Annotated in this window: 18 protein-coding genes and 1 pseudogene; 10 read left to right on the top strand and 9 right to left on the bottom strand. The window is 35.0% G+C overall.

Annotation, left to right across the window (positions count from 1 at the left end; genetic code table 11):
• Nucleotides 1–36: 36 nt before the first annotated feature.
• Genes tolA through ACYQ3P_RS10935 form a run of 8 tightly spaced genes read left to right on the top strand, consistent with a single transcriptional unit; the run spans nt 37 to nt 8,791 of the window.
• Nucleotides 37–636 (top strand): cell envelope integrity protein TolA, encoded by a 600-nt coding sequence (tolA, locus tag ACYQ3P_RS10970; RefSeq protein WP_460177908.1) that lies wholly within the window; start codon nt 37–39, stop codon nt 634–636.
• Nucleotides 633–1,853 carry a hypothetical protein gene (locus ACYQ3P_RS10965; RefSeq protein ID WP_460177907.1) on the top strand — a complete coding sequence of 407 codons (1,221 nt, stop codon included), beginning with the start codon at nt 633–635 and terminating at the stop codon, nt 1,851–1,853. Before tolA ends, ACYQ3P_RS10965 begins: the two co-directional genes overlap by 4 nt.
• Nucleotides 1,853–3,022 carry an exo-beta-N-acetylmuramidase NamZ family protein gene (locus tag ACYQ3P_RS10960; protein ID WP_460177906.1) on the top strand — a complete coding sequence of 390 codons (1,170 nt, stop codon included), beginning with the start codon at nt 1,853–1,855 and terminating at the stop codon, nt 3,020–3,022. The genes ACYQ3P_RS10965 and ACYQ3P_RS10960 overlap by 1 nt, the downstream gene beginning before the upstream one ends.
• On the top strand, nt 3,015–4,826 hold the full coding sequence (locus tag ACYQ3P_RS10955; RefSeq protein WP_460177905.1) for a sugar phosphate nucleotidyltransferase: 1,812 nt from the start codon (nt 3,015–3,017) through the stop codon (nt 4,824–4,826). The genes ACYQ3P_RS10960 and ACYQ3P_RS10955 overlap by 8 nt, the downstream gene beginning before the upstream one ends.
• Before the next feature lie 36 nt (nt 4,827–4,862).
• Nucleotides 4,863–5,876: a ketol-acid reductoisomerase gene (gene ilvC / locus ACYQ3P_RS10950; RefSeq protein WP_460177904.1), complete on the top strand. Its 1,014-nt coding sequence runs from the start codon at nt 4,863–4,865 to the stop codon at nt 5,874–5,876.
• A complete protein-coding gene (locus tag ACYQ3P_RS10945) occupies nt 5,873–6,496 on the top strand; it encodes a phosphatidylserine decarboxylase family protein (protein WP_460177903.1) in 624 nt (207 codons plus the stop codon). Before ilvC ends, ACYQ3P_RS10945 begins: the two co-directional genes overlap by 4 nt.
• Complete coding sequence (pssA, locus tag ACYQ3P_RS10940) at nt 6,493–7,287, top strand: CDP-diacylglycerol--serine O-phosphatidyltransferase (protein WP_460177902.1); 795 nt, start codon at nt 6,493–6,495, stop codon at nt 7,285–7,287. Before ACYQ3P_RS10945 ends, pssA begins: the two co-directional genes overlap by 4 nt.
• The gene (locus ACYQ3P_RS10935; RefSeq protein WP_460177901.1) at nt 7,265–8,791 is read left to right on the top strand and encodes a 2-isopropylmalate synthase; all 1,527 of its coding nucleotides are present in this window, start codon (nt 7,265–7,267) and stop codon (nt 8,789–8,791) included. Before pssA ends, ACYQ3P_RS10935 begins: the two co-directional genes overlap by 23 nt.
• On the opposite strand, the gene ACYQ3P_RS10930 is transcribed toward ACYQ3P_RS10935, so the two are convergent.
• The 8 genes from ACYQ3P_RS10930 to ACYQ3P_RS10895 form a co-directional block, all read right to left on the bottom strand.
• Nucleotides 8,769–9,686, bottom strand: coding sequence for a PP-loop family protein (locus tag ACYQ3P_RS10930; RefSeq protein ID WP_460177900.1), 918 nt, complete (start codon nt 9,684–9,686; stop codon nt 8,769–8,771). The two genes, ACYQ3P_RS10935 and ACYQ3P_RS10930, sit on opposite strands and share 23 nt — an antisense overlap.
• Nucleotides 9,676–9,876 carry a ubiquitin family protein gene (locus ACYQ3P_RS10925; RefSeq protein WP_460177899.1) on the bottom strand — a complete coding sequence of 67 codons (201 nt, stop codon included), beginning with the start codon at nt 9,874–9,876 and terminating at the stop codon, nt 9,676–9,678. Before ACYQ3P_RS10925 ends, ACYQ3P_RS10930 begins: the two co-directional genes overlap by 11 nt.
• 6 nt (nt 9,877–9,882) lie before the next feature.
• A complete protein-coding gene (locus ACYQ3P_RS10920; protein ID WP_460177898.1) occupies nt 9,883–10,614 on the bottom strand; it encodes an ATP-binding protein in 732 nt (243 codons plus the stop codon).
• 3 nt (nt 10,615–10,617) lie between these two features.
• Nucleotides 10,618–11,361, bottom strand: coding sequence for a prepilin peptidase (locus tag ACYQ3P_RS10915; RefSeq protein ID WP_460177897.1), 744 nt, complete (start codon nt 11,359–11,361; stop codon nt 10,618–10,620).
• Entirely contained in the window at nt 11,349–11,669 is a 321-nt protein-coding gene (locus ACYQ3P_RS10910; protein WP_460177896.1) for a hypothetical protein, read from the bottom strand. Before ACYQ3P_RS10910 ends, ACYQ3P_RS10915 begins: the two co-directional genes overlap by 13 nt.
• A 3-nt stretch (nt 11,670–11,672) precedes the next feature.
• Complete coding sequence (locus tag ACYQ3P_RS10905; RefSeq protein WP_460177895.1) at nt 11,673–13,022, bottom strand: TatD family hydrolase; 1,350 nt, start codon at nt 13,020–13,022, stop codon at nt 11,673–11,675.
• Between the two features lies 1 nt (nt 13,023).
• The gene (locus ACYQ3P_RS10900; protein ID WP_460177894.1) at nt 13,024–14,226 is read right to left on the bottom strand and encodes a 2,3-bisphosphoglycerate-independent phosphoglycerate mutase; all 1,203 of its coding nucleotides are present in this window, start codon (nt 14,224–14,226) and stop codon (nt 13,024–13,026) included.
• Between the two features lie 505 nt (nt 14,227–14,731).
• Nucleotides 14,732–15,352, bottom strand: a complete 621-nt coding sequence (locus ACYQ3P_RS10895; protein ID WP_460177893.1) for an IS1634 family transposase — start codon at nt 15,350–15,352, stop codon at nt 14,732–14,734.
• A gap of 79 nt (nt 15,353–15,431) precedes the next feature.
• On the opposite strand from ACYQ3P_RS10895, the gene ACYQ3P_RS10890 reads away from it, so the two are divergent.
• Complete coding sequence (locus ACYQ3P_RS10890; protein WP_460176030.1) at nt 15,432–15,878, top strand: transposase; 447 nt, start codon at nt 15,432–15,434, stop codon at nt 15,876–15,878.
• Nucleotides 15,856–16,533, top strand: a pseudogene (locus tag ACYQ3P_RS10885) (IS256 family transposase); the annotation flags it as partial. The gene ACYQ3P_RS10890 and the pseudogene ACYQ3P_RS10885, both read left to right, overlap by 23 nt.
• A gap of 40 nt (nt 16,534–16,573) precedes the next feature.
• On the opposite strand, the gene ACYQ3P_RS10880 reads toward ACYQ3P_RS10885, so the two are convergent.
• Nucleotides 16,574–17,398 carry an IS1634 family transposase gene (locus ACYQ3P_RS10880; protein ID WP_460177892.1) on the bottom strand — a complete coding sequence of 275 codons (825 nt, stop codon included), beginning with the start codon at nt 17,396–17,398 and terminating at the stop codon, nt 16,574–16,576.
• Nucleotides 17,399–17,559: the final 161 nt, after the last annotated feature.

Below are 17,559 nucleotides of genomic sequence, written 5' to 3'. Positions count from 1 at the left end.
TATAATTCGTTTTTCTTGTCTTTGTTTTTGCATTTTTTGCTTTTTTTAATTTTTGCTGTTGTGACAAAAAATTCATATCATGAGGTTCAAAGTATTAGTGTTACATTGATTGAAACACCAAAAACAGCTCTTCAAAGTAGCGAAAATATTCAATCAGAAAATAATCCCAAGTCTTCAGAAACTCTTACTAAGGCAAAAACAGAAAATATCGCAAAGGAAAGAGTGACAGAGAAAAATGCTATAGAAAAACAAAAATTAGAAAATGAAAGACTGCTTCAGGAAAGATTAGCAGCATTGCAAGCCAAAAAAAGAATACTTGAAAAGGCTCAAAAATCTGAAGAAAGAGGTCATGGAGCAATACAGGGTGTGTCATCTGCTCAAGTTTCGCAAACATATTTATCTTTGATTTCTTCGCTTATTCGGCAAAACTGGAACATTCCAGAGACAATTCCAAAAAACCTTGAGGCAATTGTATTAATAAGAATTCTTCCTGATGGTCAGATCATAATTGAAGGGTTTGAGCAAAAGTCTGGTAATGCTATTTTTGATGCTTCCATAATTAGGGCAATTAAAAATTCTTCTCCTTTGCCATCACCAAAAAATGAGATAAAAATCGGCTTGAGGTTTAAACCATGAAAAAAGTTTGTCGTTTCTGGTTTTTGATGATTAGCTTTATCTTGTTATTTATAATAACTATTCACCATTCACCATCCACCATTCACCAAATAAATGCATCTCAAATTTATCTTGATATTACACAGCCTGGAATAAAAAAGCTAACCCTTGCCATTGAAGGTTTTGATAAAACTCCGAAAATCTTTGAGACTATAAAAAACAATCTTGAATTCACAGATTACTTCAAAATCTATGGTCCATTTCCATATAGGGGAGAAAAGTTTGACCCTTCACTATGGAAAGCTACGGATGTAGAAATAGTCATAAGGTCTGATATTCAGGGAAAAATTATAATAAAAGTCTTTACTGTCACATCAGATTCTCCAATATTTGTCCGAGAATACGCTCCAAAGGACGATGAAAATAATGGGAATTTAATATCTGCTGATATTTACAGGCTTCTTACAGGAAAAGAACCACCATTTTTTAACAGGATTATCTTTTTAAGAAAATTTAAAGTCTCCACTGGTATATTTATTAGTAATTGGAATGGTTCTCATATTACAGATACAGGGATTAGAAGAGAAATTATTTCAAGAGCGATTTTAAAGAACAATAAAGTCTTTTTCTCATCACTTCAGCAAAACTCTTGGCATATAGAGGTTTTTGATTTATCCTCAAAAACAAGCAGAGAAATAATTAAAAGCAAAGCCTTGCTTCAGCTGGGAGATGTTATTGATGATTATAGATTTATTTATCTTCAAAATGATGGTGACATATCTCAAATAAAAACGTATGAGCCTTCAGGAAAGGCAAAAACTTTATCAGCTTCAAGATGGATTGAATCTTCTCCAAGAATCTTAGGCAATAGAGTATTTTTTGTCTCAAATAGGGCTGGCTCACCTCAAATTTATGAAATTCAAGACAGCATAAGCATCCGAAGAATAACATTTCAAGGAAGATACAATACAGAACCTTCAATAAGCCCTGATGGCAGTAAAATTGCCTTTTCATCGCTTGTTGGTCATTTTCAGATTAATATTTTGGATTTAATATCTAACTCCCAAACTCAAATAACAAATCAGGGGAATAACGAACACCCTTCTTTCTGCCCAGATGGTCATTTTCTTACAATTATGTCAGACAGAAGGGGCAAGAAAGAGTTGTATCTTATAAGTATTGATGGATTAGTGCAAAAACCCTTAACAATCGGATATCTTCCATATTGCACAAGATAATGGTATATTCTGGAATTGACAGATTTGAAAAGTTGCTTCCTAAAAAATTTCATGGAGCAAAAGCAGGACTCCTCATACACCCTGCTTCTGTAAATAAAAATCTCATTCATACAAAAGATATTCTTCTTCAGAGCAAAAAAATTAAAGTTAGGGCATTTTTCGGGCCCCAACATGGAATATTTGGAAATACCCAAGATAATATGATTGAATGGGAGGGATTTATAGACAAAAACACAGGGCTTCCTGTTTATAGTCTTTATGGACAAACAAGAAAGCCAACTCCTCAGATGCTTCAAGGGCTTGATGTTTTGATTATTGATTTACAGGATGTTGGAGCAAGATATTATACATTTATATGGACAATGAGTCTGTGTATGGAAGAATGCGAAAAATTAGGATTACCAATTATTGTGCTTGACAGGGTAAATCCAATTGGCGGACATATCACTGAAGGTCCAAATTTGCAGGAAGATTTCAAATCCTTTGTCGGACTTCATCCTATCTGTATAAGACATGGAATGACCATTGGAGAACTCGCATTATATTTTAGAGAGCAATTCTATCCAAAGCTTGAACTTAATGTTATACCTCTTAAAGGTTGGCATAGGAAAATTTGGTTTAATGAAACTGGGCTACATTGGGTAATGCCTTCTCCTAATATGCCAACCCTTGATACAGCAGTGGTTTATCCGGGAATGTGTTTTTTTGAAGGAACAATCTTAAGTGAAGGACGAGGCACAACAAGACCCTTTGAAATATTCGGAGCACCATTTATTGAGCCTGAAAAATTAGTTAAAAGACTTAAAGACTTTAAGCTAAAGGGCGCTGTATTCAGACCCCTTTACTTTACACCAACTTTTAATAAATTTACAGGAGAGCTTTGCGGTGGTGCACAGATACATGTTGTAGACAGGGAAAAATTTAAACCTGTTCTTACTGCGGTTGCAATACTTTTGGCAATAAAAGAGCTTTATCCAGAGGTTAATTTATGGAGAAATCCGCCATATGAGTACGAATTTGAGAAACTGCCCTTTGACATCCTTGCTGGCTCTGAAAGATTAAGAAAAGACATTGAAAATGGTACTTCTCTTAAGAATATTGAACTGTGGTGGCAGGAAGAACTGAGTAAGTTTGAACAAATAAGAAAACAATATCTGCTTTATGATTAAAGGCTTTATTCTTGCTGCAGGATTTTCAAAAAGACTTAGACCAATTACAGAGCATATTCCTAAACCTTTGCTACCAATAGCAGGTCAATCTGTTTTAGAACATGTATATGGTTTACTAAAGGATGCAGGGATTTCTAAATTAGGAATAAATCTTCACTACAAAGCAAATGAAATTGAGCAATACATAAAAGAAAAAAATCTGCCCCTTTCCATTTTCTATGAAAAAGACATTCTTGACACCGGCGGAGCATTGTATAATGCAAAAGATTTTCTTAAAGACAGTATATTTATTGTGCATAATTCGGATATATTCTGGGATGGAAACATTGATGAGGCTTTAAATTGGCATATAAAAGAAAAAAATGACATAACTCTTCTTGTCCATGATTTTTCTCCTGACAATAAACTTTTGATTGACGAAGAATTAAACTTTCTGGAAATTATAAACCAATCAACATCAAGCAAAGACAAACCAATTAAATTAGCATATACTGGAGTTTCTATCTACAATCCCCATGTTCTTGAGCTTTTACCGCGAGGACCATCTTCTCTTATACAACTTTGGATAAAATCCAAAGAGTTAGGAGCAAAAGTTAAAGTATTTTGTTCAAAATATAATTTTTGGCACGACATAGGAACACCAATTGGTTACGCTCGGGCAGTTTTTGATAAATTAAAAAGAGAATTTACATCTGTATTTGTCCATCCATCCTCTTCTGGTTGTGAGTTGATCAAGCCAAAAGGATTTGTTGTAGTAGAGAAGGATGTCAAAATTGAAAAACCTTTCAAAGCGGAGAATGTAATTATTCTTCCAAATACAACCTTTTCACCAGAAAACGAACATATTTCAGACTCCATCATTTGTCAAGACTTTATCATTAGCATATCTAAATGGCAGAGGGAAAAGGAAAGCTTAATTGGAGGAGGGTCAACAAGAAGATATTTTAGGGAGAAAAACAAAATTATATGTGTATATGAAGAAATGAACCAAGAGTTTGAGCAAACTATAAAAATAGGAAATTTTTTAAAACAGCATGACTTTCCAGTGCCTGAAATCATTGAAATAGACAAGTCTCATAAAACAATAATCTTTGAGGACCTTGGGAATTTAACGCTTTACAGCTGGCTTCAATGCAAAAGAGAGAAAAAGCAAATAACTGAAATATATAAAAAAATCATTGATAAAATTGTCCTATTGCATGGAAAAATCTCAAAACAAGCTCTTTTGATGGATTTACCAAAATTTGATTATGAATATTTCAGATGGGAAAGCGATTATTTTCTTAAAGAATGTGTAGAATCGGTATTCAAAATTAAAACAAAAGAAATTGACCAAGAACTTCATACAATTGCAGAAAAACTCTCAAAAACAGAGCAAGTGATTCTCCACAGAGATCTTCAAAGTCAAAATATAATTTTAAAGGATGGAAAAGTCTATTTTGTTGACTATCAGAGTGCAAGATGGGGTCCTGCAGGATATGACTTAGCATCTCTGTTGTGGGATCCTTATGTTTCTTTAAATGATGAAACAAGAGACGAAATTTTAGAATGGTATAATCATAAAGCACAGTTAAAAAATGATAAATTCTACGAAGAACTTTCCCTTTGCAGAATCCAAAGACACATGCAAGCACTTGGTGCCTATGGATTTTTATCTTTAAAAAGAGGCAAGAAAAGTTTTTTAAAATTCATTCCTCCTGCCATTAGTCTATTACTACAAGATATTGAGCAATGCAGTATTGAACTGCCTCAGTTAAAAGAACTATTAAAAGTTTTGAATAGTAAGGCTTTAAATGTGTTATAATTGTTAAATTTTTTAAAATTCATTGGAGGTGAATAAATGAAGATTTATTATGATTCGGACGCCAATTTAGATGTGCTTAAAGGAAAGAAGATCGCAATTATCGGATACGGTAGTCAGGGACATGCCCATGCTAATAATCTTAAAGACAGTGGATTTGACGTTGTTGTAGGTGTCAGAAAAGGGAAAAGCTGGGAAAAAGCTGAGAAAGCCGGACTTCAGGTTATGACCGTTGCAGATGCATCAAAAATAGCAGATGTGATAATGATTCTTACTCCAGATGAGCTTCAGGCTGATTTATATAAAAACGAAATTGAACCAAATATGAAAAAAGGTGCATTTCTTGCCTTTGCTCATGGATTTAATATCCATTTCGGACAGATAGTCCCTTCTGCTGATACCAATGTTTTCATGGTTGCTCCAAAAGGGCCCGGACATCTTGTAAGAAGCGAATACTTAAGAGGACGAGGAGTTCCTTGTTTAATGGCAATTCATCAAGATCCATCAGGAATTACTAAAGATATTGCACTTGCATACGCAGTTGGAATTGGTGGCGGAAGGGCTGGAATAATCGAGACAACATTTAAAGATGAGACTGAAACTGACCTTTTTGGAGAGCAAGTGGTTCTGTGCGGAGGCTTAACAGCACTTATCACAGCAGCCTTTGAAACATTGGTAGAGGCAGGATATCCACCAGAGCTTGCATATTTTGAGTGCCTTCACGAAGTCAAGCTTATTGCTGATCTCATTTACGAAGGTGGAATCTCAACAATGCGTTACTCCATAAGTAATACTGCTCAATACGGAGACTTAACAAGGGGTCCTAGAGTGATAAATGATTCCGTAAAAGCTGAGATAAAGAAAATTCTTTCAGAAATCCAGAGTGGTGAATTTGCTAAGGAATGGATACTTGAATGCAAAGTTGGAAAACCTGTCTTTAACGCACTCACAAAGAAGGCAGAAGAGCATCCGATTGAAAAGGTTGGAGAAAAATTAAGAGCAATGATGCCTTGGCTCAAAGAAACAAAGCTTGTGGATAAATCAAAGGCATGATTAGAAAAGAAGGGCTTCCTTACATTGGTGGAGCATTATTTCTATCATCCTTTTTCTATTTGCTATGGCTTACTCCAATTGCAATTGGTTTTATCATCTTGAGCTTGTTTTTTCTTTACTTTTTTCGAGACCCAGAGAGAATACCACCTTCTGATACAGGCGTTGTTGTATCACCTGCTGATGGCAAAGTAATTTTAATAAGACAAGGGAGTAAGGGGCTATGTCCCCACTCCCATACTGAAATAAGCATATTTATGTCTCCACTTGATGTTCATGTCAACAGAGCGCCTTTTGATGGAAAAATAAAAGAAATTGTTTATACTCCGGGTAAATTTTTCTCTGCATTTAAAGAAAGAGCTTACAGGGAAAATGAAAATATAAAAATTACTTTGGCAACGCAGTACGGAGATATAATAGTCAGACAGGTTGCGGGTTTTATTGCAAGAAGAGCAGTTTGTTGGGTTAAGGAAGGAACAGAAATAAAAAAAGGTGAAAGATTTGGAATGATCAAATTCAGCTCCAGAGTTGATATATGTCTTCCTTCAGAATTCAAAATTACGATAAAAGAAGGTGACAAAGTAAAAGCAGGCGAAAGCATTATCGCTGTATTAGAAAAATGATAAAAGTGAAAAGAAAAAAAATAAGAGACTCTCAAAAACAGCCTGCAAGGGGAGTTTATATACTTCCCAATGCACTCACCCTATGCGGAATGCTATTTGGTTTTTATGCAATTATAGCTGCAATAAACGGAAAATTTATCCATGCAGCTTGGGCAATAATTTTGGCTAATATTTTTGACGGACTTGATGGATGGGTAGCAAGACTAACGAGAACCACTACAAGATTTGGGGTTGAACTTGATTCTCTTTCAGACCTCGTTGCCTTTGGTGTTGCACCCTCAATTCTTATTTATAAATGGGCACTTTTTGACTTTAGCAGAGTTGGATTTGCAATAACCTTTCTTTTTGCAGCATGTGGAGCTTTAAGACTTGCAAGATTTAATATTCAAACAAGTGGTAGCAAAGCATTCAAAGGACTTCCTATCCCTGGTGCTGCAACAGTAATAGCAGCTACTGTTTTATTTTGTACTGAAATTCTTGACTACAAACCTGAGAAAGATATAATATTTCTTTTTTTAACAGCATTTCTTGCCTTGCTGATGGTAAGTAGTCTAAGATTTCACGGTCTTAAGGAAGTTGATTTTAAAGAGAAAAAGCCCTTTTGGATTCTGCTTTTCTTCATCCTTCTCTTGTTTTTTATTGTAATTCACCCGCCAATTTCTGTTTTTATACTTGCCTGTATATATGTGGTTTCAGGTATAATTGAAAATATAATCATTTTTATTAAAAAAAGAAAAAAGTTACAAACTAAAAAGGAAGAGGTGAAAGATGAGGAAAATCAAAATATTTGATACAACATTAAGAGATGGAGAGCAATCCCCCGGAGCTTCTATGAATGTTGATGAAAAGATTCAGGTAGCTAAACAGCTCAAAAAACTTGGCGTTGATATTATTGAAGCAGGATTTCCAATAGCATCTCCTGGAGATTTTGAAGCTGTAAACAGAATCGCGAAGGAAGTAAAAGGTGTAACAATTGCTGGACTTTGCAGAGCCAGAAATGAAGATATTGAAAGAGCTGCCGAGGCTCTACAACCTGCAGAACAAAGAAGAATACATACTTTTATCGCCACATCTGACATACATTTAAAATACAAACTTCGCATGAGCAGGGAACAGGTAATAGAAGCTGCTATAAATGCTGTAAAAAAAGCAAGACAATACACAGATGATGTTGAATTTTCAGCAGAAGATGCAACACGAACAGATTGGGATTTTCTCTGTAAAGTTACAGAAGAAGTTATCAAAGCAGGTGCAACAACTGTAAATATCCCTGATACTGTAGGATATATAATTCCCCAAGAATTTGGCGAACTTATTGAATATTTATTTAACAAAGTTCCAAACATAGACAAAGCTACAATAAGTGTTCACTGTCACAATGACTTAGGACTGGCTGTCTCTAATTCTCTTACAGCGATTTTAAAAGGTGCAGGACAAGTTGAGTGTACCATAAACGGAATTGGAGAAAGGGCAGGAAATGCAGCTCTTGAAGAAATTGTAATGGCATTAAAGGTAAGAAACGACTTTTTCAAAGCAGACACCAACATAGTAACTCAAGAAATTTACAGAACAAGCAGACTTGTCAGCAAAATTACAGGTATGGTTGTTCAACCTAATAAAGCTATCGTTGGTACAAATGCATTTGCCCATGAGGCAGGAATCCATCAAGATGGAGTTTTGAAAGAAAGAACAACTTATGAAATAATGAAACCTGAAGACATCGGAATCCCAAGTTCAAAAATTGTTCTTGGCAAACATTCAGGAAGACATGCATTTAAGAAAAGACTTGAGGAACTTGGATTTACTCTTACCGATGAAGAGCTTAACCGTGCCTTTGAAAGATTTAAAAGGCTTGCTGACCAGAAAAAATATGTTTTTGATGAGGACATTGAAGCCCTTGTATCTGATGAGGTTTTAAGAATTACAGAAACCTATGAATTATTAGATATTGATGTATCAAGTGGAACAAAGAAAAAACCATCTGCCTATGTTAAAATGAAAATCAATGGAGATGAAAAGGAAATCTCCATTTCTGGTGATGGACCTGTAGATGCTGTTTATAAAGCAATAACAGAACTTACAGGCTCAAAAGCCTCACTGAACAAATTTGAAATAAAGGCAATAACTGGTGGTACAGATGCACTTGGAGAAGTTACAGTTATTCTTGAGGAGTCAGGCAATACTGTAAGGGGACATGGTTCAGATACGGACATAATAGTAGCTGCTGCAAAGGCTTATGTAAATGCACTAAATAAACTTGCCTTAAGAAACATTAGGATCCAGCAGAAGAGCTAATTTTTATCTTGGATTGGATTTTTTCTCTTAATCTGCAGAAATTGCAGGTTGTTGCTGTAGTTGGATAACCGCATATTTCACATGGATGAAGTTCTGGCTCAGCTGTTAAGAATATTTGTCTTACTTTTAAAAAGTTCTGATAAAATCTTAGTTTTGAGCCAGGAGAATGCTCCTCAAGTTGATTTAGAAGTTGTTTATAAAATATAGAAGTTGCTCCAACACTAAATGGACATTCATCGCGAATATATTTTATCTTGGCATTTATCGCATAAGAAGCCATTTCCCTTTCAGTACAAAGAACAAGGGGCTTGATTTTTTGGACTAACTTATCTTTAGAACTCAAATTAGGTGTCTGTCTTCCGAGATAGTCTGTCTTCCAATCAAGAACATTATTTAATAATGTAGCTACCTCATCATCAAGATTGTGTCCTGTGGCTAAAATAAATCCTCCTTCGTATGCAACCTTATTCATTATGTATCTCTTTATCATTCCACAAACCGAGCATGCTGGCCGACGCACTATCTTTGAAATATCCTTAATTCCATAACCATTGAAATATTCCCTTACATCCTCAATTTGAAGCTCAAGTCCGTGTAAATTTGCAAAATTTTTAGTATATTCCTCTGATTTATCAGAATAATCATTGATTCCTAATTGAATATAAAGTCCTTTTGTTTTATAGCCTAACCGATTTAATATATGCCAGAGACTTAAGCTATCCTTTCCTCCTGAAACAGCCACCATGACTTTTTGTCCATTTGCTATGAGATGATAATCCTTTATTGCTTTTTGAACTCTGCGCAAAATAAATTCATCAAAACATTTTGTGCAAAGAGAAAGATTATATGCTTTTAATTTAACAACTGCCTTTTCACCGCACATTTTACAGCGCACGATTTCCTCCAGAAATCACGGGGATTATTTCAACCTCGCAGTCCTCTAAATGCTCGTCAATTGGACAAAGCTCATCATCCTTAACCAAAATATATGCCTCTTCGTTTAACCCAAGAGTTTTTAAAATTTCTATTCCTCTTATTTTGCCTTCAAAATAGTATTTTTTATCAGCAAGTATAACAGTTACCATGCTTTATCAAACCATTAGGCTCAAAATAAAATAATAGGCAGACCTTCCTGATGTGCCATGATTAATTGACCATTCGTGGGCTTTTTTTAAAAGTTCAGGCGCAGGAATATTAATACTTTGTCTTTTTGCATATTGTTTTACAATTTCTAAATACTGCTGTTCTGAAAATCTATAAAAACCTATTTTCAAGCCAAATCTCTCAAGAAGAGAGACTCTCTCCTGAAAAGCATCCTCTGGAAAAAGTTCATCATCTGAGGAATAAGAAGGCAAAAGATTTCTTCTATTAGAAGTTACATATATAACTGAATTTTCAGGTATTTCCTCAATTCCTCCATCCATTACGATTTTTAAATTTATAAATTCCTCCTCATTTTCTTTAAACGACAAGTCATCAATGAAGAGAACAAATCTTAAACTATCTTGCTCATAAACAATGTCATAAAGAAAAGGAATTGTAGCTATATCTCTCTTTAAAACCTGAATAAGTCTGAAAGGCGAGTCATTAAAATAATTTATCAATGCCTTCACAAGGCTTGTCTTTCCAGTGCCCCTCTCTCCCCAAAGCAAGACATTATTCACTTTTTTGCCTTCAATAAATCGCTTTGTATTTTTAATGACCAGCTCCTTTTGTCTTTCAATTCCTAAAAGTTCATCCATCTGAACTTTGGGCAATCTTTTCACAGGCTTTAAGAATTTTTCCTTCCCATACCAAACAAATGCGGAATTGCTATCAAACACTTTTCACCCCAAATACCATTTTAAAATTGTCTCTCCAATAAATAAACTTATTATCGCACCAAGCGAAAGGAAAGGACCAAAAGGAATTTTTCTGTTCCCAGTTTTTTTCATCATTACAATTCCAACAATTGAACCAAAAAGACTTCCAATAAAAACCGTAAGTAATGCAAACTTCCATCCAAGAAAAGCTCCAACTGCAGCATTTAGTTTTATATCTCCTCCTCCCATTCCTCCCCTGCTTAAAACTGCGACTATAAATAAGCTTCCACCTCCGACAAGAATGCCAATCAAAGATTCCTTTATCCCGAATGAAAGGGCTGAATGTTCAAAAGGAAGAAAGGAGCAAATTATACCCAATATTATTAGTGGAATGGAAATAATATCTGGTATTATTTGAAAATCAAGGTCTATAAAGCTTATAACTATCAAAGCAGAGATAAAAATTAATACAAAAAATATCTCAACAGACAGCCCGAATTTAAGAAAAGACAATACATATAAAACACCAGTGAGAAATTCAACCACTGGATATCTAAAAGAAATCTTCTCTCCACAATATGAACATTTTCCTTTAAGAAGAATGTAACTTACCAAAGGTATGTTATGATAAGGCTTTATCGCATTATCACAAGCTGGACAAAATGATTTTGGTAAAATTATTGATACTCCTCGTGGAATTCTATAAATACAAACATTGAGGAATGAGCCAACTACAAGGCCTAAAACAAAAAAAATTAGAATCTCCATCTACTCATCTCTTCCAATTCAGAAAGTCTTTTCTTTTGAACTTCTATTTGAGCCTCAAGTTCCCTGATTTCTCTCATTAGAAATGAAATTTTTTCATCTTCGCTTAAATTTATATCTTTTCCAAAGGAATCATACACTTCCTTACCAATTTTTTTTAGCAATTCATCCCTTTTTTCATTAAGTTTGTTTAGTTCTGCGATAATCTTGAGGACATTAAGCTCAATCTTTACTCTTTCTGAAATAATCTCTGCCCAGAATTTAAAATTTTTAAGTCCCTGTAAAAAATCTCTTTTAATGGTCTCTATCATGCCCTACCCCACTTTATCAAGATGTCTGACTTTAAATCTTACTCCAATAGAATTAGCAATCTCTTCGCATTTCTTAACATCAACTTCTTTCATATCAACCACTGTCACCTGAACATCAGGAATATATTTTTTAGCCTCTTTTATAAAATCAATAACTGCCTGATAGGCATTTGGAAAATGCGGATTACATATTTTATTATAAGTTTCCTCATCCTGTGCATTCAGACTTATTGATATTGAATCAACCAGACCTTCAATCTCAGGCAAAATGTTTCTTCCATGTATCAAATTTCCATGTCCATTGGTATTTATTCTTATTTTACCACCTTTTTCCTTAATCCATTTTCCAACTTCCTTTATTAAATCAAGTCTCAAAAATGGCTCACCGTAACCACAAAATACTATCTCCTTGTATGCCTTAGGCTCGCCAATTGCCTGAATAACTTCCTCGGCAGAAGGCTCTTTCTCAAGCCTAAGGTTATGACCTTTTACATAGTCAGTATGAAATCTTACGCAAAATTTACAAACATTCGTGCATCTGTTTGTTACGTTGAGATAAAGGGAGTCTCTGATTTTATATGCAATCTCACCTTTTGGAATATCTCCAATACCAAAAAGCCTGTAAGCATTCACTTTAGTTATTCTTTCAATGTCTTCAACTGTGACTCCTCTTATTTCCGCGAGTGCTTTGGCAGTATAGACCAAATAGGCAGGTTCATTTCTTTTGCCCCTGAAAGGCTCTGGTGCAAGATATGGAGCATCGGTCTCTATTAGTAAATAATCATCAGGCACAAAGTTAGCAACTTCCTTAATTTTTTTACCATTTTTAAATGTGACTACTCCTGAGACTGAAATCATAAATCCAAAATTTATAACCTCTTTTGCCTGTTCAACATTTCCGCTGAAGCAGTGCATGACACCTTTGCGGACTCCTGAGTTCTTTATAATTTTCATTGTATCCTCAAATGCTTCGCGAGAATGTATTATTACAGGAACTCCAACTTCTTTGGCAATCTCAAGTTGTTCTATAAAAGCCTTCTTTTGAATATCTCTTGGAGAGTGGTCATAATGATAATCAAGTCCGATCTCTCCAATAGCAACTACTTTTGGGTGTCTACTAAGCTCATATATTTTTTTTATTATCTTTCCATCAAAATCCTTTGCATCATGAGGGTGAATTCCTACAGAGGCATAAACCATTGGATAGGTGTCAGCAATTTCAACTACCTTTTCAAGACTTTCAACATCAGAGGCAATTGTGATGATAGTATTCACTCCTGCATCGTATGCTCGCCTTATTACATCTGAGATATCATTTTCAAACATTTCAAGATGGCAGTGAGTGTCTATCATACTATGCACCATACTTTTTGAGTCTTAATGAGTTTGCAAGCAAAAGCGGCATTATTGCCACTGCGGGGATAATTCCAAGTTCACCTTTTAGGCACTCCCTTTCAGTAAAGCTTTGAACCGTACCTCCTAAAACATAGGGTGATTTAATAAGCAATGGAACAGGATGCCAGCTATGACTCTTAAGCAAAGATGGAGTAGAATGGTCTCCTGTAATGACTAAAACATCTGGATTTAATGATAGAAATTCAGGAAGATATTTATCAAACTCCTCTATTTTTTTCGCCTTAGCCTCAAAATTACCATCTTCACCGTATGAGTCAGTCTTCTTTATGTGAACAAATATGAAATCATAGTCCTTATAAACATTTTTTAATACCTCAATCTCTTCTTTAATGTCTCCTTCAACTGGAATTGTTTCCATTCCTAAAAGCTTTGTAATACCTCTGTACATTGGATAAACTGCAATTGAGCAAGCCTTTAATCCATATTTCTGCTCAAAGGATGGAATATCAGGCAAGGATGAAAAACCCCTAAGAAGGACAAAATTTGCCCTTTCTTCGTTTTTTAATATTTGAGAAGCAAGGTCTATGAACTTCTTAGCAATTTCAGCAACTTTTTCAGCTTGTTTATCAAATGGCACAGGTTCAAGGGGTGCTTTGCCTTCTTTCTGAGGATCAGTGTCCTTTACCATTGCTTCACTCTCTTTTATTTCATGGGAAAATCTCATTACAAGGCAAAATCTGTGTTCCTTTCCCGGTTTCAGAATAATTTCAACACCTTCAATTTCTTTTATCTGCGATGCAAGTAAGCCTGTAAGTTCAACATTCTTTTCAGTTGGTATTCTTCCAGCCCTTCTGTCAACAATAACTCCATCTCTGATTGTTGCATAATTGCATCTTATCGCAACATCTGTCTTCTTAAGCTCTATTCCCAAACCCAGAGCTTCAAGTACACCTCTTCCAATCTCGTATTTCAATGGATCATATCCAAAAACTCCAAAATGTCCAGGTCCACTTCCTGGAGTTATTCCATAGCTAACAGGAACATGAAGTCCACAAGCAGAAACCCTCGCCAGTGCATCAAGATTTGGCTTATTGGCTGCTTCAAGCTCAGTTTTTCCATTTATCGGCAATCCTCCAACTCCGTCAAGAAGAAGAAAAATTATCTTTGTATTGTTTTTTTGAACCAAAGAAGTAATATTCATCTCATGCCTCCAAAGAGAAATAATAATTATGATAACAAAAAAAGCCTGTTTAAAGCATCTATAAAACTTAAGATAGATAACAATGCATCACTGCAATCTGAATTCTATAAGGTTGTTTCAGTGTTTTGGGACAGCCATAAAATTAAAAGGGGGAGACTTATTATCAAATCATTTCAAAGAGGTTTTTACTTTTCTGGTCATTGAGAGAGGTCGCCATGCTTCGACTCATTATATATTTTGCAACCTAAGCAATCTTGCATTTTAATGTCCAACAAAGAAAGTTCACACACTCCGCCTTCGGTAAGGCTTGCAATACCTACCTCATCGTAATTACGATGAGTAATAGCGACGAAGCAATCTCGGTTTTATGTCCTATATGACAAGCTTGCGAGCATGCAGAAGCTTCCAATGTCAGCTCAACAAAATTTTTATATAAAAAACTCACTTTAGCCCCACTTCATCAACTTTTGAATAAAAAAATTTTAAAATCAATGAGTTATAATTTTTAGATTAGCCTACAAAATTCTCTCGCACTTTCGTAAGTTCTGAAAATCTTATCCCCTACTCCCAATATTCTAAGTATCTTTTTATGTTCCTCCTTAGCTTTGCTCATAATCCTTATTTTCTCCCCCTCTATCTCAAAACCTCCTATCCCTATCTCATAAAATTTGTCCAAACACTTCTTCAGACTGTTTTCTTTGCTCTCCCTTAACCATCCTTTCTCCTTCAACTCATCCATTAGCCTGTTTAACACTGTCTGGGCTACCACACATAAAAATATATGCGTCCTTACTCTCCTGTCTTTATAATGATATATCGGTCTTATCTCTACAAAATCCTTTAACTGCTTGAATGCATCCTCCACTGTCTGTAATTCCTTATACTGCCTCTCTATCTCTTCATCTTCTTCCTTCATTAATGTCGTCTGCAAAATATACTTCCCACACATATCATATGCCTTCTTTATAGCTTCTTGCTTTGCTATTATCTGAAATCTGCCTTCTTCGTATCTGAAATCATAATAATTCTCAGCTCCACTTTTTGTCAGTTTCCTTTGCGCCCTCCTCAGTATTTTCTCCCTGTCTCTTAGCTTTCCTCTTTCTACCATCTGCCTTACTTTTTCCAATGCCTCCCTGCCCCTTTTAAGTATGGAGGTTATAATAAAATTGTGTCTATTGTGCAGATATTTTTTGGATTAGAGGAAAATGGGAACTAAAAAGAATAATAGCAAAAAAAAAACAATTTATGGAATAACCTTAAAAAAGGAGGAATGGGAAGTGATAAGGCAGTTTGGGCTTGAAAATTTTATTAAAGAAATTGCAGAGATGCCACCTCAGGAAAGCATTAAAGTTTTAGCTGAGATGCTTTTTAATTTATTGATGAAGAAAGAAAGAGATTTTTTTGTAGAGGCAGACTCTGACAACAAATCAAATGGGTTTTATCAAAGACAGCTCGGATGTATGTTTGGAAATTTAAATTTGTCAGTGCCAAGAGACAGACAGGGAAGATTTCGCTCCGCAGTGCTACCACCTCATTGGAAAAGATTTGACAAAGATTTTGAGGATTTCATCCTAAATCTGATTCTGCAGAGTTATTCTCCATCAAAAATCAAAAGTCTTCCAGAAAAGCATGAATCTTCCATATTCTCCTGAGCAAATAGAGGAGTTAAAAGAGGAGTTATACAGTAAAGCAAAAGAATTAGTAAGCCAAGAACTGCCTTCTGATTGTTTTGCCCTATTTTGTGATGCATATCATACAGAGATGAAGGATGAAAGCAGAAGAATTCGTAAAGCAGTCATCTATACGGTTTTAGGGATAGATATGCAGATGAAGAAAGATTTGTATGGGTATTATGTTTTTATTTGCTCAGAAGACAAAGGAGATTGGCTCAAGATATTTAACAATCTGATTAGCAGGGGATTGAGGAGAGTAATGATAATTGTCTGTGATGATTTTCCAGGGTTTAGTGAGGCTGTAAAAACCTTATTTCCTCAAACTGACCATCAACTTTGCCTTGTTCATATGCAAAGAAATATTTACAAAAATATGTCAAAGGCTGATGCAAGGCAGTTTAGTGAAGAGATTAACAGAATAAAACACATAGGCGATTATGAGGATACTGTCAGGGAATTTGAAGATGTGCTAAAGAGATTTGAAAAGAAATATCCTGCCTATATAAAGATGCTAAATAGCAAGAAGGAGAATTATTTTTGTTACAAGAAATATCCAGAAGAGATAAGAAAGCACATATATACAACGAACGCGGTAGAGAATATAAATAGCAGGCTGGAAGTCTTAAGGGTAAACTCTGGAGGGTATTTTCAATCTGAGAAAACTGCATCAGTGGCTATATATGTGATAGTAGATAAAATAAGAAAAGGCAGATGGAGCAAACCGATGGCTGTATCTCGTGGGGTATTGTATGAACTTCAACAAATGTTTCAGATGAGATTTGCGCATGAGACACAAAATTCTTGACAACTGTCTCTATAACATCAAAATGCACTGGAAATTTATTCTCGTTCAAACATAAACACAACAATACTTGCTTTTTATCGGGCTTCCCATCCCTTGAGTATCCATATCTTGCAAGCCCCAGAGGTCCTTGACCCTCAAAGTATACTGAGGTAATATCATAAAGCAACAACTTTGTCCCTTGTGCTCCCGTCTTATAAAAATCATCTAACACATTATCCATCTTCTCATACAACTTGTCCATTGCCCTGTATATCTCATTTGCATGCATATCCTCTTCCCTTAAATCAAACAGTTCCATAAAACCACTTCTTCGTATCCATCCCACTGATGCATACTTACTCCTTGGCTCTATTATCCTGTTAAGCACTACTGCCAAAAGCAAATCTCTTACCTTCTTTGGAAAATGCCTTAACCATCCCAGAAACCCTATCTTCATCATAAATCCTAACAGTAACAGTATATGCCCTACTGAAGTTGCATCCTCAAAAAACTTGTCTTTGTCCACTACAACCTTTTTCTCAGGTGACTTAAGCAGTTGCCTTATTTTGGAAATAAGAGGCTCACCTAAGTGAGTGATATTGGCAATTTTTTCATGCCTAACCTTTTTAGTTTTTTTGTCTCTGTAAGCTTTAGATATTTCGTAGGTTTTGTATTTTTTACCTTTTTTTGTTGACCAAGATTCTTTTACGAACATAGTTACCTCCTTTTTTATTTAGCATACAAAAATTAGACAAAAAGTCAATATTTAAGGGAATAAATAGGCAAAAATAATGAAATTAGATTAGACTACAAAATTGAATGAAAAAAGATATAACTTATTGAATTATAAAGCTTTTGATATTTTTAAAGGCTGAA

The sequence above is a fragment of the Thermodesulfovibrio hydrogeniphilus genome, assembly GCF_054657355.1.
The sequence above is the reverse complement of the archived record's forward strand: the minus strand, read 5'-3'. Positions and strand labels throughout refer to the sequence as shown.